Origin of the sequence: Leptospira ilyithenensis (assembly GCF_004771005.1) — a bacterium.
GTDB classification, from domain to species: domain Bacteria; phylum Spirochaetota; class Leptospiria; order Leptospirales; family Leptospiraceae; genus Leptospira_A; species Leptospira_A ilyithenensis.
The window spans coordinates 157,655-178,473 of record NZ_RQHV01000050.1 but is presented as its reverse complement, the minus strand read 5'-3'; the positions used below and the strand labels follow the sequence as shown (position 1 = coordinate 178,473).

General features: G+C 40.1%; 16 protein-coding genes and 1 pseudogene. 10 read left to right on the top strand and 7 right to left on the bottom strand.

The genetic code is table 11. From position 1 onward, the window contains the following. Positions 1 to 38 precede the first annotated feature (38 nt). The gene (locus EHS11_RS12150; RefSeq protein WP_135764675.1) at positions 39 to 3,284 is read left to right on the top strand and encodes a beta strand repeat-containing protein; all 3,246 of its coding nucleotides are present in this window, start codon (positions 39 to 41) and stop codon (positions 3,282 to 3,284) included. A gap of 367 nt (positions 3,285 to 3,651) precedes the next feature. On the opposite strand, the gene EHS11_RS12145 is transcribed toward EHS11_RS12150, so the two are convergent. The 3 genes and pseudogenes from EHS11_RS12145 to EHS11_RS20195 form a co-directional block, all read right to left on the bottom strand. Beyond that, positions 3,652 to 3,954, bottom strand: coding sequence for an antitoxin (locus tag EHS11_RS12145; RefSeq protein WP_135764674.1), 303 nt, complete (start codon positions 3,952 to 3,954; stop codon positions 3,652 to 3,654). Next, positions 3,944 to 4,237 carry a BrnT family toxin gene (locus tag EHS11_RS12140; protein WP_135764673.1) on the bottom strand — a complete coding sequence of 98 codons (294 nt, stop codon included), beginning with the start codon at positions 4,235 to 4,237 and terminating at the stop codon, positions 3,944 to 3,946. Before EHS11_RS12140 ends, EHS11_RS12145 begins: the two co-directional genes overlap by 11 nt. A 57-nt stretch (positions 4,238 to 4,294) precedes the next feature. After that, a pseudogene (locus tag EHS11_RS20195) lies at positions 4,295 to 4,475 on the bottom strand (helix-turn-helix transcriptional regulator); the annotation flags it as partial. A gap of 296 nt (positions 4,476 to 4,771) precedes the next feature. Here EHS11_RS20195 and EHS11_RS12130 point away from each other — a divergent pair. Next, the gene (locus EHS11_RS12130; protein WP_135764672.1) at positions 4,772 to 7,087 is read left to right on the top strand and encodes a sulfatase; all 2,316 of its coding nucleotides are present in this window, start codon (positions 4,772 to 4,774) and stop codon (positions 7,085 to 7,087) included. A 49-nt stretch (positions 7,088 to 7,136) separates the two neighbouring features. Beyond that, positions 7,137 to 8,405: a lysophospholipid acyltransferase family protein gene (locus EHS11_RS12125; RefSeq protein WP_135764671.1), complete on the top strand. Its 1,269-nt coding sequence runs from the start codon at positions 7,137 to 7,139 to the stop codon at positions 8,403 to 8,405. Here EHS11_RS12125 and EHS11_RS12120 read toward each other — a convergent pair. Beyond that, positions 8,402 to 9,664 carry an OmpA family protein gene (locus EHS11_RS12120; RefSeq protein WP_135764670.1) on the bottom strand — a complete coding sequence of 421 codons (1,263 nt, stop codon included), beginning with the start codon at positions 9,662 to 9,664 and terminating at the stop codon, positions 8,402 to 8,404. The two genes, EHS11_RS12125 and EHS11_RS12120, sit on opposite strands and share 4 nt — an antisense overlap. Positions 9,665 to 9,772: 108 nt before the next feature. Here EHS11_RS12120 and EHS11_RS12115 point away from each other — a divergent pair, with 108 nt between their 5' ends. Further along, the gene (locus tag EHS11_RS12115; RefSeq protein ID WP_135764669.1) at positions 9,773 to 10,687 is read left to right on the top strand and encodes a phosphate ABC transporter substrate-binding protein; all 915 of its coding nucleotides are present in this window, start codon (positions 9,773 to 9,775) and stop codon (positions 10,685 to 10,687) included. On the opposite strand, the gene hpt is transcribed toward EHS11_RS12115, so the two are convergent. Genes hpt through EHS11_RS12100 form a run of 3 tightly spaced genes read right to left on the bottom strand, consistent with a single transcriptional unit; the run spans position 10,674 to position 12,351 of the window. Next, complete coding sequence (gene hpt, locus EHS11_RS12110; protein ID WP_135764668.1) at positions 10,674 to 11,201, bottom strand: hypoxanthine phosphoribosyltransferase; 528 nt, start codon at positions 11,199 to 11,201, stop codon at positions 10,674 to 10,676. The genes EHS11_RS12115 and hpt overlap by 14 nt on opposite strands. After that, positions 11,198 to 11,710 (bottom strand): SixA phosphatase family protein, encoded by a 513-nt coding sequence (locus EHS11_RS12105; protein WP_135764667.1) that lies wholly within the window; start codon positions 11,708 to 11,710, stop codon positions 11,198 to 11,200. The genes hpt and EHS11_RS12105 overlap by 4 nt, the downstream gene beginning before the upstream one ends. A gap of 44 nt (positions 11,711 to 11,754) precedes the next feature. Beyond that, positions 11,755 to 12,351, bottom strand: a complete 597-nt coding sequence (locus EHS11_RS12100) for a response regulator transcription factor (protein ID WP_135764666.1) — start codon at positions 12,349 to 12,351, stop codon at positions 11,755 to 11,757. A 168-nt stretch (positions 12,352 to 12,519) separates the two neighbouring features. On the opposite strand from EHS11_RS12100, the gene EHS11_RS12095 reads away from it, so the two are divergent. The 6 genes from EHS11_RS12095 (at position 12,520) to EHS11_RS12070 (ending at position 20,618) form a co-directional block, all read left to right on the top strand. Continuing rightward, positions 12,520 to 14,793 carry a hybrid sensor histidine kinase/response regulator gene (locus EHS11_RS12095; RefSeq protein WP_135764665.1) on the top strand — a complete coding sequence of 758 codons (2,274 nt, stop codon included), beginning with the start codon at positions 12,520 to 12,522 and terminating at the stop codon, positions 14,791 to 14,793. A 42-nt stretch (positions 14,794 to 14,835) separates the two neighbouring features. After that, on the top strand, positions 14,836 to 17,157 hold the full coding sequence (locus tag EHS11_RS12090) for a hybrid sensor histidine kinase/response regulator (protein WP_135764664.1): 2,322 nt from the start codon (positions 14,836 to 14,838) through the stop codon (positions 17,155 to 17,157). A 528-nt stretch (positions 17,158 to 17,685) separates the two neighbouring features. Further along, positions 17,686 to 18,339: a helix-turn-helix domain-containing protein gene (locus EHS11_RS19845; protein ID WP_167884427.1), complete on the top strand. Its 654-nt coding sequence runs from the start codon at positions 17,686 to 17,688 to the stop codon at positions 18,337 to 18,339. A gap of 110 nt (positions 18,340 to 18,449) precedes the next feature. Continuing rightward, on the top strand, positions 18,450 to 19,340 hold the full coding sequence (locus EHS11_RS12080) for a YHYH protein (protein WP_135764662.1): 891 nt from the start codon (positions 18,450 to 18,452) through the stop codon (positions 19,338 to 19,340). Then, entirely contained in the window at positions 19,312 to 19,905 is a 594-nt protein-coding gene (locus tag EHS11_RS12075) for a toxin-antitoxin system YwqK family antitoxin (protein ID WP_135764661.1), read from the top strand. Before EHS11_RS12080 ends, EHS11_RS12075 begins: the two co-directional genes overlap by 29 nt. 26 nt (positions 19,906 to 19,931) lie before the next feature. Next, the gene (locus tag EHS11_RS12070; RefSeq protein WP_425460584.1) at positions 19,932 to 20,618 is read left to right on the top strand and encodes an SCO family protein; all 687 of its coding nucleotides are present in this window, start codon (positions 19,932 to 19,934) and stop codon (positions 20,616 to 20,618) included. The last annotated feature ends 201 nt before the right edge of the window (positions 20,619 to 20,819 follow it).

Sequence of the window (20,819 nt, the reverse complement as noted above, 5' to 3'; positions counted from 1 at the left end):
AAATTCACGGTAGGAAAGGGAAAAAGAAAGAACTTTTCATGGCAGTATCGAACGGTATGAGTTATATTTGTGGTAAAAAAAAGAAAATGAACAAGCTTGGATTGTTGTACTATAGAGAAGGGATCAAAATAAAGTTTATGTCACATTTGAGCCGGTCCTTTCTCTTTTTTCTGAGTCTTTTTTCCTTTCTCTTTTTGGAAGCTTGCATTCCAAAATTGGAAAAAAGCATTTTGGACGCATTTAGCCTTCTGAGGACTCAAAGTAAAAGTTCATCCGCTCCTAAAATTTTCGTGACTGTAAACGGTCTATCGGGAAAGGGCCTCGTTCTTTCTTTAAACAATTCGTTCACTCTAGCTATTTCTCAAAACGGAGAAGAGTCTTTTGTCGAAATGATTCCTTCGGGTTCCAATTATACCGTCACAGTGAAAACACAACCTGCTTCACCTACTCAGAATTGTACCGTGTCCGGGGGAGAAGGAGTAATGGGGACGAGTGACGTAAAATCCATCAACATAAATTGCGATACCACTAAATATACATTAGGTGGAAATATCACCGGTCTTTTAGGTTTTACGGGTGTGACTTTGACGAACAACGGAACCGATACGGCTTTAGTTACAAATCCCTCGGGAACTTTTGCCTTTCCGAGCCATATATATGCGGAAGGAAGTGTTTATTCCGTCTCAGTTACTACCCAACCTTCTCATCCCAGTCAAACTTGTACTTTAACCGGCGGTTCCGGAACTTTTTCCACAGCCAATATCACCTCCCTTTCTATTAGTTGTGGTGCAGCTACTTCATATGGTGTCGCCGTAAATGTAACCGGTCTTGCTTCCGGAACTCTGACACTCAATCAAGGCACCGAATCTTTGACTGTCAGTGCGAACGGCACACATTATTTTCCCAGTGATTTGGTAAACGGTGCAGGTTATTCCCTTTCCATCTCCAATCAACCGGCGCTTCATACTTGCGCCCTAACCGGTTCAGTCAACGGAACAATCGCGGGTACGAACATTATTGCAAGTGTGAATTGTTTCAGTGTGCTTGCACAGACTCCCGCCAATCTTTCCGCTTTACTACCGAACCAAACTGTCAGATTGCAATTTTCAGAAGCTGTGAATGCGGGTAGTTGTCCTGTCACTGCCGCAGTTATGCCGAGAGCCGATGCAGGCGCAATTCAGTATTCCGTCACAACTACAAATATACCGGATGATACTTTAATTTTGTCTCCGGGAGTCAGCACTTGGACTCCGGGCTCCAAGGCTGTCCCCTTGAGTTGTGTCAGCGTAGGCGGAAACAGTCTTGCCAATGCATCGACAAGTTTCCGTTATACGGTACCTTCTGCGATTCGTTACGTTTCTACTACGGGAAATGATTCCAATACCGGACTAACCGTATCCGATCCGTTTTTAACCGTCCACAAAGCGATTGATGATTTGGTGGTTTCCGCTTGTTTTGCAACTAAAGATTGTGTTGTGCTTGTGGAAGACGGAACCTATGAAGCGACGGACGTTCCTTTGGCGAAAAATTTTATTCTGGTTCGGGATGGTATTTCTCTTTTCGGCGGTTACACCGCCGGAACAGGTTTTGCTACCAGAAATACATCCGCCAAATTGACTATTCTTCGAAACTCAACACCTAACGCCGCTGTGTGTACTGCGGCAGTGATCGGAGTAAATCCTTGTTCAACCCTTTGGATTGACAGTACCATTTCCAACAAAACAGTGATCGACGGCTTTCGTATGATCGGAGCCACAGTGGCAGCAACTGCCGATTCGGCTGCTATGCATATTCTGGGAGGAAATCCTATCGTTTCCAATAACTCCCTGGAAGGCGGCGCGGGCAATGCTGTCGCGGGATTGTCTTTGGTAAATTTCGGAGGCAGCAGTCTTGCCGATCCGAATGCGGGGGCAATTGTGCTAAATTCCATTTTCGGAGGAGCGTGTTTGCCTAATAGTTGTAATACGGCGGGAATTTATTATAACAACACGGTTAGCACCACCTATCCCATTTTGCAATACAACCAGGTTTTGGGAGGAAGTTGCAATACGCCTAGCTGTATTACTTACGGAATGTATGCAAATGCCACTTCCTCTCCCGACTTTACATTGGTAAGGTTCAATGTTTTTTCGGGAGGTACTGTGACAGCCGGAACCGCAGGGTCTCTCAGTGTCGGTCTTTTCTTGCAACAGTCCATCGGTGGGGTTTTAATCGGAAATTATATTTTGGGCGGTTCCGCAAATACTACAAAAGGACTTCATTTCGCTTCCAATATGGGACTTAACGTGGGGAATAATGCCACCAAACAAGGAAATGTGATTTTGGGAGGAAGCGGAGTTTTGTTTTCTTACGGAATTTATCTGACGGGAGGCGGAAATGTTTATTACAATACCGTTTCCGGAGGAAGTGTAAGTAACACTGCAGGGACTGCTACCGGTTTCGGAATCTATTCACAAGCAGGCTCATTCGATATGTTTGGAAATACCGTAAGTGCGGGAACTTCTACTGCGGACTCTGCAGGCTTCTCAGCTAGTTACGCAGTTTATTTAAGCAATGGAACTTCTGCTTCCCGGTTTCAGCAGAATCGGGTTTTCGGAGGAGTGAGTCGGAATTTAGGATCAAATAACGCATATTCGGTGGGATTGCAGATTTTCAGCGGCGCCACTTTTTCCATCCATAATAATTTTGTAGACGGAGGCACTAGCATTTCAGCGACAGGGACTGCGATTTCCGAAGGGATGACGTTAGACGGAAATAATGCGGTCACTCAAGTTTATAATAATACCGTTTCTTCCGGTACCACATCCTCACCCGTACCTACCAGCGAATCCGTCGGCTTGAATTTAAAAGGGATAACCAATGCAACGGATATCCAAAACAATATATTTATGGTGGAATCTTTAACCAATGTGAGGTATTGCGTCAAATACGCGTCAGCTTCATCGTTATTTAGATTCGACCTGAACGTAATGCACAACTGCTCCGTATTGTTTTATAACGGAAATACCAGCCAAAGTTATGATACGATCTGCGGTGTCGGTTATCCTGCCATTGCCGGTTGTCCGGCCAACCATCTGAACGGTATTTCTTCCACGGGAAACCTGCTGCAAAATCCTATGTTCATTTCCAATTTCGGCACCAATAAAAATTGGACATTCACCGTGAATTCCCCATGCCAAACGACTCAGATCGGGACGGGTGGATCGACGATCGATTTTTATGGAACGACAAGGACGGCACCAAACAGTGCGGGTGCTTTGGAATACGACGGAGTTTGTTTGTGATGGTAGTTGCGATTAGCTGATGGAACCTGATTCCGCTCAAGACGTCGTTTTCCGAAATACTTTTTTTATAAAGTGTTTATGTTACTCTTTGTATAAATAACTAGCTATCATTATTGCTGTTTCTGCTATGATTTTCTCTTCTTTATCTCCGAATCCTACGAATGCAATGTAAGAAGTGATATCGTCCATCACTACTGACGTTATCCGTAGCTGAGCCTCATCAAGCCGTTAGCGTCGGCCTGTTTTCTTGCTTAGGCAAGAAACGTTACGGAGGACAATGTGGCTTTAGCCCGAGCAAGGGTGAGCGAAAGCGAATCCCGCAGCCTAGCGGTAAGGCGTAGTTATGCGAAGCCGTTGATTACTTGAATTATTTTTCTACTAGTTTGCCGGTGACAAACTTATGAATTAAACTAGAAATAAAAGTTTGATAAGGTAAACCTTCCTCAAAAGCTTTCTTTTGAATAGATTGTAAATCTAATTGGTTTAGCCTAATATTGATTCTTTTGTTTTTTGCGAGTGTAGCAGAGGCTGCTTTCTGGTATCTGCTAATCAATTTTTTATTTAGACCTACAGATACCCACTCACCAGCTTCATAAGATGAGAGAATATCATCTTCTTCTTTAGAAAGTGATGAAAGTTTTTTGGATTCTTTGTTAATTTTAGATTTCATCGTCTCCGCCTTCCTTTAAAAGATAATTGCGAGTAGCTTTTCTGCTAGGGATAATTGTTTTAAGAAAAATTTCATCTTTCGTCTCAATAAATGGAACTAAGTAAGCATAGTTTTCTATTTCAATAATGAAAATAGACTGGTTCGGATATTTATTTATATTTGGATGTTTAATAATATCTAAGAGAAATCCGTTTTCGATTTGGTATAAAATTAATTCGAAAGAAATCCCCCTTTCTTTTCTTAAAATCTCGTCTTTTTCCAGATCCCAGCGATAATTTTTCACCTATGTAAATGTGATGACAATGTGTGCCTTGTGTCAATGATTTTTTAATAACATTCCTTATTGATTCGCTACAAAAGTATTATCTATGTTTGGAGGAATACATTTCAACGATTTCGCATAACAATCAATAAATGAAAGAGAAAGATTCTCGTAATTTCCCGATTCGATTCTAGCCATCGTTGGTTGTGAAGTTTCGATTTTTTGCCGCCAAATCTTTTTGTGTAAGTTCTCTTTTTTCGACTTATTTCCTTGGAATCAGCCGAGTATGTAAATGCGAAAATAAAAAATATTATTTTTGCATTTAAGCTTTTTCCAAACCCTTCGGAGACATCAGTGCTCCTCTTTCCCAACCGTATTCGATTGCTGGAATGGCAGTTCCCGTAATATTTTGCATACGGTTGGGAGATCTCTTTGGGAGAGTTCGGTCGGTTGCCTCCGGGCCTTATTTTCCAACAGGTTTTTCCGATATTTTCTCTTTGTCTTTTTCAATTATCGAATTTCCTCCCCACACAATTTCCAAATCCTTGTTCTTGGATGTACTTTCCTTTTTCTCAAATCAAGTTCCGATTTTTAAATCCGTTTTTCCTTTTGATTTTTTGCGGGGGTTTGGAATTTTGCTCGGAACAAAAAGACCAAACCGGAATTGCATACGATCTGACTCGTTTGTTGGCGTTGCCCGGCACGAAGGTGGAGGGAAAATTTCCCGACAAAGATCCTCTTCCTTACCACTGGAAAAAAAATCCGGGAAGACATTCGGGTTTGCCCATCGAAAGAAAATGGGAAAATACCCAGATCACTTTCAATACGGACAAAACTCTATTTATCAATCATTCCCTGGACGCGTTGTATTTACCACCAAACTCCAGTTATTTTTTTAAAATTGAAAAAGGTGATTATGATTTTAAATTCTCTGCCGGGATCCTGGGAGAAAGTATCAACTCTTCCGGTTTGAAAGGAACATTGTCCTTGGAAGTGGACGGAAAAGAAATCCAATCCTTTGTTTTTGAAGATGACAATCGGGAAAATTGGAAATCGATCGGATTGCAGATCTCAGTTCATCAAAATATCAAATTCATTTGGAAATCGGAGAATTCCCATCTGTATTTGGCGGAACCGATTCTTTATTTTCAAGACCATTCTAAAAAACCAAACGTGATTTTGATTGTTTTGGATTCGGCGAGAAAAGATTTTTTCGGATCATACGGATTTCCTTATCCAATTACGCCTAATATGGATCAGTTGGCAAAAGAATCCGTGTTTTTTGAAAATCCTTTTTCCAACGGAAATTGGACGAAACCTTCGATGATATCTTTTTTTCATTCGGAATATTCTTCCAATCTGGGTCTCGGCAATTCCTGGTTTACTACAAAGCCTTATCAAAGAAAGGTTTATTACGGCAAAAAGAGATACAATCTAACAAACATTTTGAGAGAGAACGGATATTATACCAAAACGGTGATGAATAATGTCTTCTTTTTGGATTACACAACCGTGGGAATTGATTTGGGATTTCATAATTCTTTCCAAGTGGGGATGGATATTTTGGATACTCCCGCGCTCACGGATCATGCTGTTTCTTTTGTAGATGAAATCGGGCAAAGACCTTTTTTCCTTCATTTCAATTTGAATACTCCCCATGCTTCCTATTCTCCTCCTTCGGAAGATATGGCTCTTGTCAAAAAGATGATTCCTCCCGAAGTGTTTTATAAATTCGAATCACCTGTTCAGCGTTATATCGGAGAAATGTTTTATACGGATCGTGAAGTCGGTCGTTTGCTAAAAACCCTGAAAGATAAAAACCTATATGATGACAGTCTGATCATTGTTACCGGAGATCATGGAGAATTGTTCAGTCCTCATCATGATTATAGTTATCATTTTATCATGAAGACCCGTTTTGGTCATGGAGAAACCCATTATGACGAAGAAATCAATGTCCCTTATTTTATCAAACCCCCCAGGTCGGTTGAAGCAAAAATAGAAAATCGAAAAATTTCCGGTCAGTCATCCCTTTTGTCCTTGGTCCCGACTGTGCTAGGACTACTGAATCTGCCGTTCGATCCCAAACAGTTCAGGGGAGTTGATTATTCTTCGTTTATTTTCGGGGATTCTGAAAATCCAAAGGAAAAAACCATTTATACGGAAGGAAGGATGTCCGAGTCATTGCGCACGGAAGAGTTCAAATATATCAGAAGGTATCCTGGTTTTACTACCGTTAGGCGAAAATTCGACGGAGAAGCTCATACGATGTCGGAAGAATTATATGATTTAAAAAAAGATCCGGCAGAAAAAACAAATCTTTCACAAGATACAAGTCGTGATTCGCAAGCCTTACTTTCTTCTGCGCGCGAGATTTTCCAAACAGGTCGGTTTTTGAATAGAAACAAAATTCATCTGCAATTGCCGCCTTGCGGAAAATCCGTTTGCAACGACAGTGGGAATTTACAAGTCCAGGGATCGATCTATGATTGGATAGTTCCCAAAGATACTTTGATTCAATCGACTTCGGCAAAACAAATCCAGTATCAAAAGAATATAAGCGGGAACTCGGAAGAACTTATATTTCTCACTGTAAATCCTGAATTGGAAGCGGATTTCAGACTCTATCGGGACGGTTTGCCAGTTTCCTACCGGGTAGGTCGATGGGGTTTGGAATTTGTTTGGGCGACTCCCAGGCTTTTGAAAGAATTACTAACTTCGGAAAGGGAACCTTCCGGTTGGGATAAGTCCGGTCTGCCTTGGATTTATAATGATGCAAGTTTCAGCGGAGACTCCGAATCCACTGCACAAAAAGAGATGGGGAAGGAAGTGAAAAAAATTCTGGAGACTTGGGGCTACATTCATGAATAAAATGCTAGAAAACCTTACTAGTTTCGTACATTCTATCTAGACACTATATATGAAATCATCATTTATCCCCCCTTCTTTTGAGCTACCTTTAGCTTGGACTCTTGATCTGGGTTTTCCTATCATTACAAAGTTAATGTTCAATCTGGACGGAGTGGAGATCAGACGGGAAGATGAAAAACAACTACAGGATCTTCGCAAAAAAAGATTTATCTATCTCTCCAATCATCCTTCCGATACGGAACCTGCCATTGCATATTACCTTGCCAATAAAATAGGAACCCGTTTTCATTATATGGCTTCCCGAAATATATTCAATTGGGGATTCGGAATCGTAGGAGAAGTGATCAAAAGAGTTGGCGCCTTTTCCGTGTTATCTGGTGGAGCCGATAGGGATGCGATCAAGATGGCTCGCAAGATTTTATCCGAACCGGAAGGCAAATTGGTTTTGTACCCGGAAGGAATGCGCTCGGGAGAAAATGACAACTTGGTTCCTTTTATGCCCGGCATGGCGCAGCTTGCTTTTTGGGGATTGGAAGATGCCTTGAAAAAAGATCCCACCGCAGATTTATTCATCCAGCCTACATTCGTTAAATATGCAATCTCCGGGTCGAGAGATAGTATTTTAAATCAAGTGGAGACTTCCTTACAACGAATAGAAAAGAAGTTGAAAATTTTCCCCGGAGGGAGAACACTTCTTCGCAGATTTTTAACGGTAGGCAGGGTTCTTTTGGAAGAAACCGAATATGAATTAGGTGTTACCAGGACAGATATAGAAGGAAAAGATTTTGATTACAGATTGGGTAGGGCACGCCATACCGCTTTAAACCAAGCCGCAGCCATTTTAAATGTTACCTTTCATGATACGGACCATGCTATACAAAAAATCAGGGATCTATTTACTTCTTTGGATAGCATTGAGGCAGGAACTCCTCTTCCCAATACTCCGAAACATCTTACTGAAAAAGATATTCAAAGAGCAAGGCAACTTGTAGATATGGCTTATACTTTTCTAATCACAAAACCTAAAAACCTGATCCAATGGCCTTCCGCCGAACGTTTGTTCGAGTGGATCTACAGTTTTGAAAAACATATCTTCGGAAAAACGGAATTGAGAGCAAATACCGCTCATGTTTTAGTTTCTCCCGCTTTTTCCGTGAAACCTTTCTTTCGGGATTACCAGTCCAATAAACGGGAAGGAATCGCTTCAATTCTGATTGAGATTCGCAAACAAATGGAAACATTGGTCGAAAGGGGAAAAACCGTCACTGATCCGATTGTTCCCCCTTATTCGGTGGGATTGGATATCAACGTAAATTAATCAAGTACCAGAGTGATTTCCACTCGTCTGTTTTTTTTACGGTTTTCTTCCGAGTCGTTTGGTGCCACAGGAACTTCGTCTCCGTATCCTTTGAAGGAAATATGATTTTCTTCCATTTTGTGATTTTCAACTAATTTATGTAATACGGACTTCGCTCTTTCTTCGGAGAGTTTGAGATTGTAATCTTTTTTACCGATATTGTCGGTATGTCCCGAAACTCTTACTTCCCGTTCAGGATGTTTTTTCAGAATTTCGGCGATTTTACGAACTGCTTCTTCCGCTTCGGGCTTCAACTTGGAGTCATTGAAATCAAATAGGATCGAATCGAGAGAGAATGTAACTCCGTCTTCCGTAGTGCGAACGCTGATAGGAGACGGATCTTCTCCGTTCGGATTGTCCTTTCCTTTTCCTAAAAGAGTTTCCCCTCCTACAATCAGATCTTGCAATACATCGTCTTTGAATTTTTCCTTTTCGTTCGCATTCAAACTTTTGCGTGATTGGTAAAGTCCGTGGATATGAAAGTTGGCTTCTTGGACTGTTCCGTCGGGAAGTACAAAAGTGTAGGATAATTTTACATCTTTGTATTCCGGGATTCCTTTCTCTGCATTGAAAAATACAGTCCCCCGGGCAAATCCGAAAATCTTATTCGGGACATTGTTTATCTTATCTTTTTTGGATAAGGAATCATAATAGATCGGGTAGGTGTAAGTGATTTTTTCCGCGAAACCTGATTTGTCTTCGTAAGCCCATTTTGACTTTCCATGAAAATAATATTCCGGTTCTACCGTGACTTTGATTCTTTCTCCTGAAAAATCAAAAGATTCCTCTGCTGGAATTTTCCAAGTGTCTCCTGCGTTAACAGCTGTTTCTGGAAAAGAAGGAAAACTTCTCAGGTTAGGCATTACATATTCGTCCGCCACTTCGTACTTGCCGTTTCTAAAAATGATAAAGTTGGATTTGAAATCTTTGTCCTTTCGGTAAGGTCCTTCCGTTTTTCCAAACCGAACGTAAGTATTGAACAAGGCATCCACTTGGCAGGAGGCCGTGTCACATTTCGTGGTTTTAAGTAAAACTCTGTTTTTATCTTCGCGCGCAACACTGTGTTTGCCCACCCGGAATAGAACATCGTGGTATTCATTGAGTTCCAAAACCTGGTTTTGTTTCCACTTCCATTGCAATAGAACGGGCGGAGTCTCCACTGCAAAAAGACATAGGGGAAACAAAGTGGAGATCAGAATGGAAAAGAAAATTGGTTTCACGCTTTTAACATCGGGGGAAATAAAAAAAAATAAATCCGTTCTTCGGAAAAAACAGAATCTTTTTTACGATTGACCGGGAAAGATTTTTGGGGCATCTCCATTTTAATCATGAAAAACCTCATTATCCTTTGTTACATTTTGATTACAATGGCTTTTTCCGCATGTAAGGAAAAACAATCTTTAAAAATCGCAGGTTCCGAAACCATGAATGCGATGATGAGGTATCTGGGTTCAGAATATGAGAAAGTCAATTCTGACATCAGAGTCACTGTGGAAGGCGGCGGTTCCGAAACGGGAATCGACAAATTACGCAAGGGCGAAATCGACATTGCAGTTTCATCCAGAGATCTGAATCAAAGTGAATTCGATGATCTGCGTAAAACTGGGAATTTGGAAAAGGTTCGAGTTGCCTATGATGGAGTTGCTTTGGTAGTAAATCTCAAGAACCCTGCCACCAAACTGCATTTAGAGCAAGTATCCGATATATTTTCGGGAAAGATTCAGAACTGGAAAGAGGTGGGTGGTCAGGACGCCCCAATCCAAATTGTGATCCGAAATGATAAATCGGGAACACAGGATTATTTTGAAAATCATATCCTTCGGAAAAAAGACTTTGGGATTCCCGAATTTGAAAAAAACAAATCCAACAAGATCGTTTCCACGGCAAAGATCGTCAAGGACAATTCGGAACTTGCAAACTTTGTAGAATCGAACCCGAATGCAATCGGTTATATGGGAATGGGAAGTGCGATCATAGATAACAAAACAAAAGTTAAATCTTTGGATTATGCCAGAAAAGCAAACGACCCGTATGTTACTCCTTCGATCCGAAGCGTGTACGATCGAAAGTATCGTTTGGCAAGAGAGCTATTTGCGATTTATAAAACCGACCAAGGGGATAAGATCGACGCGTTCATTACCTTTTTAACGAGTGAAAAAGGACAAGAATCCGTAATTCGCTCCGGGTATTTACGTGCTAGTATGCCTGAGGTGGAAGTTTCCGCAGATCCTAATCATCTTTAGAATCATCCGGTTCTAAAGATGCAACATACGGTAGGTTGCGGTACATTCCCGCATGATCCAATCCATAACCTACCAGATATTCGTCTCCGATTTCAAATCCGTAATAATCCACATACAAATGTGGATTAGCTTTTTCTTTTTTCCAAAATAACGCTGCGATCTTAAGAGAAAGAGGTTGGTGTTTCATCAGATCATTCACCAAAAATTCCAAAGTCCTTCCCGTATCGACTATATCCTCTACAATCAGAACTGACTTACCTTTGATGGATCTTTTTAGAAATTTAGTATATTCGATTTTTCCACTGGATTCCTTTTCATCGCCGTAGGAAGAAGCGCCGATAAAGTCGATTTCGTGAGGGATGGCAATGGAACGGCATAGATCCGCAGTAAAGATAAACCCTCCGTTCAGCACCCCGATCAATATGAGTTCTTTGCCAAGGAAGTCTCTCGAGATTTCCCGTCCGAGTTCATCTACACGATTGTGAATTCTTTCTTCTGAAAATAATGCCTTCATTCCTTTCCTAAATGCCCCGGTATCCAGAATACCTTCAAGTGGCATGTTCCCCAATCTAAATTTTTCCAATCTTCTCCGGAATAACTAAGCCCTAAGAAACTTGCCGTGGGAAATTTATGAAATCGGCTGGGCGCCGATTGTCCGTAAAGAAGGCTAGATGCGAAATTTTCCAGTCCGGGATTGTGCCCGACGATCATAACCGAATGGATTGTGTCCGGAATTCCATGCAAAAGGAAAAGAAGATCTTCTTCTTCTGCTTCGTAAATAGAGTCCCGAATGTCCGGTTTGGGCAAACCCAGGATCTCTTTACGTAAATGTTGATAGGTTTTGAGAGCACGTTCTGCGGGAGAAACAAGGACGGAATTCACATCAATTCCGAAGTCCAAAAGAAAGGAGCGCAATGCTTTCGTTTGTTTTTTACCCCGTTCGGAAAGACCTCTTTCTTCGTCTTTTTGAAAGGGTTCGTCCCATTCGGATTTTGCATGTCTCAATAGATATATATGTTTCATAAGACAAATATATCCTAACAGTATCTGAACAAATTACTAGAAAACTATTTTTGTATTTCTTTTTGGTATTTGGAAATCAGTTCGTTATTGTTTTTACATGCAAATTTTGTACGCATTTGGTTGAGATGATACTCTACGGTTTTTCTTGATTTTTGGATCTTTTCGGCCACTTCGTTTTGAGATAGCCCTTGGATGAGCAGGTTGATGATCTCGATTTGGAAGGGTGAAAACGGTAAGGTTTCTTTGCTGACTCCTTCCGAAATATACTTTTCTCCGCGTACGACTGCCTGAATAACAGACGGTAGGTGGGAAATCGGATCGGATTTGATCATGTATCCGTCTGCTTTCAAACGGATTGCATCTTCCACATAAACTCTGCTGCCGTGGAGGGAGAAAATGACTACTTTGGTTTTGGGATACTTTTCCTTTACCTCCTTGAGAATATCGAGTCCGTTGCAGTCCGGCAAATCGATGTCCAGAAGCAGGAAATCGATTTGCCGTTTTTCCAAAAAGCGCAGTAACTCCTCACCTGTACGAAATTCTCCTACAATCGGAAAGAATGGATTGGTTTTTAAAACGGATATGATTCCTTCGGTAACTACGGAATGATCTTCTAAGATAGCAATTTTTATGGATTCCACGTGTATTTTTTAGCTCGCCGTATAAGACTTCTAAGTCGACCCAAAGTCGGTTTTACGTCAAAGGAATTTCGCACGTACTTAAAAGTTTTCTTACTACTGTCATTTTCAATTTGTCTAGGATCTTGTAGAGAAAAAGTTTATCATCCTCCGATTGCTCAAAAAGGAGTTTTGGATGTCGGCCATTTTCCTCTGGAAGAAAAAAATTTGGAGCTCAGGGGCAATTGGGAATTTTACTGGAACGAACTACTCGACCCTGAGGAACAAAAACCCGAAAAACTACAATACTCTTTAGCCGGCAATCATTGGACCAGTTTGAAAGAAAAGGGGAGGTCGCTTCCCAGCTTCGGGTATGCGACATATCGTTTGACTCTGGTCCTGCCTGATTTAAAGGAACAAATTGCAATCTCAATGCCGGTGATGCATACTTCCTATCGCCTTTTCGTAGATGGCAAACTGATTCATGAAAACGGAATGGTAGGAACGGATGAAGACCATTTTCGTCCTTCTTACAAAATCAAAATTTGTCCTCTCGAGAGAACGGGCAAAACCGTTCGGATTCAAGTTCAAATTGCCAATTATGTGCATACGATTGCGGGTATGAAAGAGTTGATCCGAGTCGGAACCATACCGAATATTTACGGCTCATATATGAGCTCGGTGGTTTTGAACTGGGTAGTTACCATATTTCTGTTCATGTTGAGCTTGTATCATATTTGGATTTATATCGTTCGGAAAACAGAGATTGCATCTTTGTATTTGGGGTTATTGTATATATGCGTTGTTTTTATCACTCTTTCCTTGAGTGAACCCAGGAATTTATACGGTTCTTTGCCGGATTCCTGGTGTATTGCTCTGATCCGAATGTCCAAACTGATATTACCGTTCATTTTGTACTTTGGCAGTGCTGTTATATATCATTTGTTTTATTATAAAAGAGAAACTGTTGTTTTCCGGGTAGTAACCGTTTATTGTGCGGTATATGCATTTGCAGTTATACTTTCACCAAATAGGTATGTGGCGAAAGTTTCCGAACCATTTGAGATGGTGGTAAGTGTATTTCTATTTATAGGAATTATCTATATCATCAGAGCTGTCATCGAAGGTAAAAAAGACAGCCTTTTGTATCTTACAAGTTTTGCATTAACATCCATTGCGGGGGTTCATGATTTGCTCTATTTCCAAAATACGATACCCGGGATCAGACCGATCGGAGCTTACGGCTTATTTTTGTTTTTTATTCCGCAATCCATCATACTTACCAGGTCATTTATCACTCTATTCCGAAGGGAAGAAGAAGTTTCCCGTGCCGTTCTTCGCAGCAACGAAGATTTGGAAAGAAAAGTCAAAGAACGAACTTTTGAATTGGAAAAAGCAAATCGTTGGAAATCGAATTTCATATCCTTATTATCGCATGATTTGCGTTCTCCTTTGATCGGAGTGAGCCAGATCCTGGAAATCATCCAATATAATTTTGATTCTATGGGAAATCCGGAAAAGCAGAAATTTTTAGATCTGTGTCGCTCTGGCATTCAAAACTCACTTCGTATGATAAAGCAATTGTTAGATGTAAGTCGTTTTGATTCGGAAGGTATACGATTGCAACCTGCTTTGTTTTATTTGGAAGAATTATTAGATGATGTGATCAGGACAATCGAATCCGTTGCGACAGTGAAAGAAATCGATATTCGATTGAAGATGAATCAAAATCCGGTTCTCGTCGGCGATAGAATACTTTTGGAAGAAGTATTAAAGAATATCATAATAAACGCTATTAAGTATTCTTATTCCGGTTCCAAGGTGGACGTTATACAAACCATCGACGGTAACTGGATTTCAATTCAAGTCATTGATTATGGTGTGGGAATGGATTCCAATCAATTGGATCAAATCACGAGAGACGAAACTCCTAAAAGCCAACATGGAACCAAAGGAGAATTGGGAACAGGACTTGGTTTGAAATTATCCCAAACGATTTTGGAAGCTCATTTTGGAAAATTGAAAATATCCAGTAATTTGGCTAAGGGTAGCAAATTTGAAATACTATTATCCAATATAACTAGATCGATTTTGCTCGCGGATGATTCGGATCAGTTCAGATCCGATTTGGCTGAAGAATTGAGACGTAAGAAATGGGTTGTTTTGGAAGCAAAGAACGGAGAAGAAGCATTGGATCATCTGACAAGAATCACTCCGAATTTGATTGTAACTGACAAACACATGCCGGTTATGGATGGAATTTCTTTTGTTCATGAATGGGAAGCCATAAAGGAAGATAAAAAAATACCGATTATTATGTTAAGTTCCGATGCGCCTTTTTTTAACGATAGAAAATTCTTGGAAGAAGAAGGTTTGGAAAATGCGGTTCTCTTTTATTTATCTAAATTATATAGTAAAAAAGACTTAGTGGAAAAAATATTAGCTTTCACACTCTGGGATCAATAATTGTATTTTCGTATATTCATAAAATTTGTTTTTTCGATAAGTTTGTTATTTGCTTTCGGGTTTTGTAATCCGATCGTAACTCCTTCTGCTGAGTTGGGAGTTCTGGATTTAAGGCATTGGGATTTTCAGGAGAGCGCAGATTTAAAAGGCAATTGGGAATTTTACTGGCTGGAGTTTTTGGAACCTAGGGAAGAAAAACCCGATCTTATCCGTTATGTTGCTTCTCCCAAATCCTGGACCAGCCTGGAAGAATCCGGAAGCCCACTACCTAGTTTTGGTTATGCGACGTATCGTTTAACGGTAGTTTTGCCGGATGAGAATGAGGATTTGGTTCTTTCTCTTCCGGGTATATATACAAATTACAAACTTTTTTTAAACAATGAGTTTGTCCATGAGGGCGGAGTATTGGGTTCCGATCCCGAAAGTAGTTCACCTTCTTTGAAGTCTGCATTGATTCCTATAAAGAATATAAATAAGATACTGAAAATACAGATTCAAGTTTCGAATTTTTACGATAGAAACGCGGGAATTCATGACCTGATCAGTATCGGCCGACCCGCTTCCATTTATTCCCGCATAATGAGTGAAAGGGTTTTGAATTGGGTTATTTCCGCTATATTACTCTTCTTAAGCTTGTATCATATATTGATTTACTTTGCCCGTAAAACGGAACTTGCTTCTTTATGCCTTGCTGTTGTTTTTTTAGGAGTGATTTATACTCGTATCGGTCTTGCAGAACAAAAGATTTTATTCGATCTTTTCTCTGACTCCTGGTGCCTTACTTTCATTCGAGCCGGGCGTGCCAGTTTCGCATTGATTATTGCCGGGTGCAGCGGTGTGATATATTATTTATTCGGTACGAAAAATGACAAATGGGCTTTATGGACAGGACTTGCTTACGGTCTTGTTGCAAGTTCGGTCGCCATCTTTTTACCTATTCGTACCTTTTGGGCAATTAATAAATATCTTTCCTTTTTCAGTTTGATTCTGATATTTAGTGCGGTTATTTTTGTGTTTCGTGCCGTTGTACAAGGTAAAAAAAATAGTATTCCTTTCCTGTTCAGTTTAATCCTTCCTTCGATTACTATTACCTTGGAGGTATTAGGTACTTTCAATTTTATCAATCCGATACCTTACATCGGACTTTATACTCTTTTCTTTTTCTTCACTCCTCAGACTTATATTCTGACTCGCTCCTTCATTCAGGTATTCAAACGGGAAGAAGAGATTTCGCGAACCTTATTTCGAAGTAATGAAGATCTGGAACATAAGGTCAAAGAAAGAACTTCCGAATTGGAGAAAGCAAATCGTTGGAAAGCAAACTTTATTTCATTACTATCGCATGATCTACGTTCGCCTCTGGTCGGAGTGAGCCAGATATTGGATTTGATGAAACATAATATCGATTCTATGGAAAAAGTGGAGAAACATAGGATTGTGGATTTATGCAAAGACGGAATTCAAAACTCCCTCAGGATGATCAAACAATTATTGGATGTAAGTCGTTTTGATTCGGATGGGATCCGATTGCATCCGATTGTTTTTTCCATAAAGGACTTGTTGGAAGATATTGTCAAAACCTTGCATCCGATCACTTCTCTCAAAGATGTAAGTATCGAACTTAATCTAACAAAAGATAATTTTATCATAGGAGACCGTATCTTATTGGAAGAGGTGTTCAAGAATATCATTACCAATTCCATCAAGTTCTCGTTCAAGGGTTCGAAAATAGAAATTTTTGAAAAATCATACAATGGTTGGATTTCAGTTGAAGTAGTTGATCATGGAATGGGAATGGATGCAGATCAAATATACCAGATTACTGCGGAAGGCCAACCCAAAAGCAGAGCAGGCACAGAAGGGGAACTAGGCACAGGACTTGGTCTAAAATTGTCTCAAACCATCTTGGAAGCTCATTTTGGAAAACTGAAAATCAAAAGTGAAATCGGCCAAGGTTCCAGATTCGAAATTTTATTATCGGATACCTTAAAATCGATACTTCTTGTAGATGACTCGGATCAATTTAGAAGCGAACTCGCGGAAGAATTAAGACGTAAGAAATGGATAGTTATCGAAGCCAAGAACGGAGAAGACGCACTCGACCATTTAACGAGAATTACACCTAATATCATTGTAACTGATAAACATATGCCGATTATGGACGGTATTTCTTTTGTTCATGAATGGGAAGCCGTCCGAGAAGACAGGATGATACCTATCATTCTGATCAGTTCCGATGCACCTTTGTCGGGAGGAAAAAAGTTTTTGCAAGAAGAAGGTTTGGAAGGCATTGTGCATTATTATTTTTCCAAATTATTCAGAAAAGAAGAACTGGTTGAAACTATTTTATCGACTTTGAAATAAATAATAGTAAACTTACATTTTGAACTTAAATCTGTTTATTTAATGCCCCCTGTATTCCCTCCTGGTCCTCCGCGGTTTCCTATTCCTGTGATCTCACTTACGATCACTTTTTTTTCGATCCTGGTCCTTTCTTTGAAAAGGCCGCGGTTTTCTTTCGACCGTTGGTTCGCTTTATTTTTGATTTCCTTGAGTTGTTTGCATATTGCGCATTTGGTTAGAAGGGATTTCGGTCAGTATTACTTTGATTTTTTTCATATTTCACAGCTTCTTTTCGGACCTCTATTTTTTCTTTATCTAAAAGACATTTTTGGAATTCGGATAGGAAAGAAGGATTTAGTTCATTTTGTTCCCTATCTTCTTTCCGTAGTTTTCTTTTTCGCTCTGACAAGTTTTGAGGACATGTTTCGGAATGTGGAGTATGATCTTTTTTTCGGTCGGGGTAATATTGTTTTAAAGAGGCTCACTTTTTTCTCTTTTCTTCTTTATTCGACCTTTAGTCTGTATCGGATCCATAAAGTAGAAAACGAAATGGCAAATCCTATCATTGAATCCATACAATTCAATTGGCTAAAAACAATCATCAGTCTTGCCATATTGATTGTTTTATACCATGCGGTTTCCGGCTTTATTAACGGACAGTCTGAACGGTTTTCCGGTTTGTTTTTACCTCCCATCCGAGGTTATGATATTCTGGTATTTACGATTCTTTTTTCCGTGTTTGGGGTCCGTCAAAGTATGATTCACTCGGCTTGGCTCCTTGGCCAGAGTTTTGCGTATCCAACGACTAAAAAAAAGAAATACGAAAAGTCGGGATTGGAAATTGAAAAACTAAAAGACTACGTCCATGCGGTAAAAGATTATATGGAAGTGAGAAAACCTTATTTTTCCAGTGGATTTTCATTGGATGACTTGGCGGATCATCTGAATCTCCCGAGAGCCCATATCACACAGGCATTGAACGAAGTTCTGGAAACGAACTTTTATCATTTTGTCAATGAATACCGAATTCGGGAATTTATTTTGCTACTGGGATCTTCCGGGGAAGAAAAACCGAATTTTTTGAGTTTGGCTTTCCAAGTGGGTTTTAATTCGAAATCTACTTTCAATGATTCCTTTAAGAGGGTTACCGGAGACACGCCCTCTCTCTATTTTTTGGGAAAAAGCAAAAAAAATGAGTCTTAGCCGATTGGTTCGGGCGATAAAAAGCCCGAATCGTGCTATTATGAAATAAATTATTTAGGAAGAAACGATTTCCGATCGTCCTATGATAGGATACGGAAAAGGAGAAAAATATGAATCGAACGATCATCATTATGTTACTTGCAGGTCTGGTTTTTGGAACCTGCAAAAAAAAGGAGAGTGAAGATAGTTCTTCACTTCTTGCGCTTGCTTATTTGTCGAGTAGCTCGGGCACTTGCAACGGCACAACTGCAACAACCGGTACTACCGTATCCAATAGTACAGCTACATTGGATGCTTCTTCAGGATGTGTAACTGGTGTTACTACTTGTATGGATACTGCGCTTCCTTCCTGGATCAAAGACAATTTCAAATGTGCTACCGGTTATGTTTCCGGTACAAATTATATTCTTAAATCTCAAAACGTTCCTAATACAAAGAGTTCCTATTACGGCACATCTTCTCCATTGTACGAAGCCAGAACGACTACAGGCGCAAACCCGAACACGACAGCTTCACAAAAAATTGTATATACGATCCCATCTACTCCTACAAAAGGAACGGGTACAGTTAGTACACAAGGCGGTTTGGTTTCCATCGGTATTACTGTGAATGGACTTGCCATTTTCAATAATGCAGCGGCACCACCTGACCTTTTGACAGTCGAAGCACTAACTTTTGACAACTACGGCGGTCATCCTCAAAACACGGGCATTTATCATCATCACGCGGGTGCTTCTAAAATTACCAATAATGATGCGAATTTAGTCGGGCTCATTTTGGACGGTTATGCGGTCTATGGTAAAAAATGTGATAATGCCACTACAGTGACTACGGACGACTTTACTCCGAGTGATTTAGATTCCTTGCACGGTCATACTACGAAAACAAATCACTTTACTACAGCAACCTATCACTACCATTTAGCATATGATAGTACTGCGACAATTGATACATTGATGGGTTCTTTCTTTTATGGCAACAAAGGATCAGTATCCAATTAGATCTTTCTTAATAACCTTATTAAACTTCCTGATAGTTGTATCTTTGATACACTGTCAGGGAGGTAGAACCATTGAATCCACCGATCCCGACATCGCTCTTTTTCAGGGCAGGATTTTTTATAAAGCAGAGCCATTCGATGGAACCATCAAACAGGAAATTCCCGCTCTTGCTGAAGTCCAATTCACTCACTACAAAACCGGATTGGAAGACGGAGAATACACCGCGAGAAACCAAAGCGGTCAAATACTGGAGCAAAGATATTTCAAAGAGGGACAGAAACACGGAATTCACAGATCGTGGTTTCCCAATGGAAGTAACAAGCAGTATGCGGAGTTCAACGAAGGAACATATATCAATGATCGTTGGGAATGGTACGATAATGATAAACCGTCTCTCTACGAAAAGTTTGACAGTAACGGCAGATTGATTGTCTCAAAAAAGTGGAACCGAAACGGGCAAATTTATATGAATATAGTATTTACGGATAACGGTAGTTCAGTGGGAATGCCGGGAAGTAAAATCTGCGAACCAATAAAAAAACAGGATAGGAGGAATGTAAATTGATCGGAAAATTATTTTATTCAACATCGATACTACTCATAGTATTTCTTCTTCTATCTTGTGACGAACAAAAATCGAATTTTTATCCTGAGCTTACGTTTGCATCCGTGCCCGAAGAAGGGGTATTGCCTTACTTTAAGGGGGATGTGATGGATCCTTATTGGCAGGAGGACGGAAAAAACCTACCTCAAGATCTTAAAAAAATTCCCGACTTTACCCTTCGCACTCATGAAAATAAAGAATTTAATCTTTATCATTTGAAAGACAAATACACTCTTGTTACTTTTTTTTATGCAAAGTGCAACGGTATTTGTCCTTTGATTACCCGGAATATATTGAATTTTTTACCTAAGATTGACAACCAAACAGATGTTCAAGTCATTTCGATTTCAGTGAATCCGGAAATTGACACTGTAGATGAATTGAAAAAGTTTCGCGGTTTGTATAAAATAACGCGAAACAATTGGACGTTTCTAACTGGCTCTAAGGATACGATTTACGATATGGCAAGGAAACAATTCGGCGCCGATGTAAAGGTCATCAAAGGACAAAGCGATCTCAATGATTTTGTTCATACGGAAAATGTCTACTTGCTCGATAAAAACAATTATCTAAGAGGAATGTATAGAGCCAAAGGGCCAGGCGATTTGGAAAGATTGCTGATCGAATTGAAAACATTGAAAGAAGAAGATAGCGCAAAAAATCGGAAAGGATGATCAGCGTAAAAAGGCGAACTTATTTGTAAAAAATTTCAGAATTTGGCAAATGAGGTAGGCGCGATACTTTTTCTATGTTAGGCGGATGCTTGCAGCCCACGATCCTCACCCCCAACCCCTTCTCCTGTGCCAATAGAGGCAAAGAAGTATTCGAAGAATCATCAGCGAAGCTGATCTCAAGGCGCGGGGGATTTTTACACC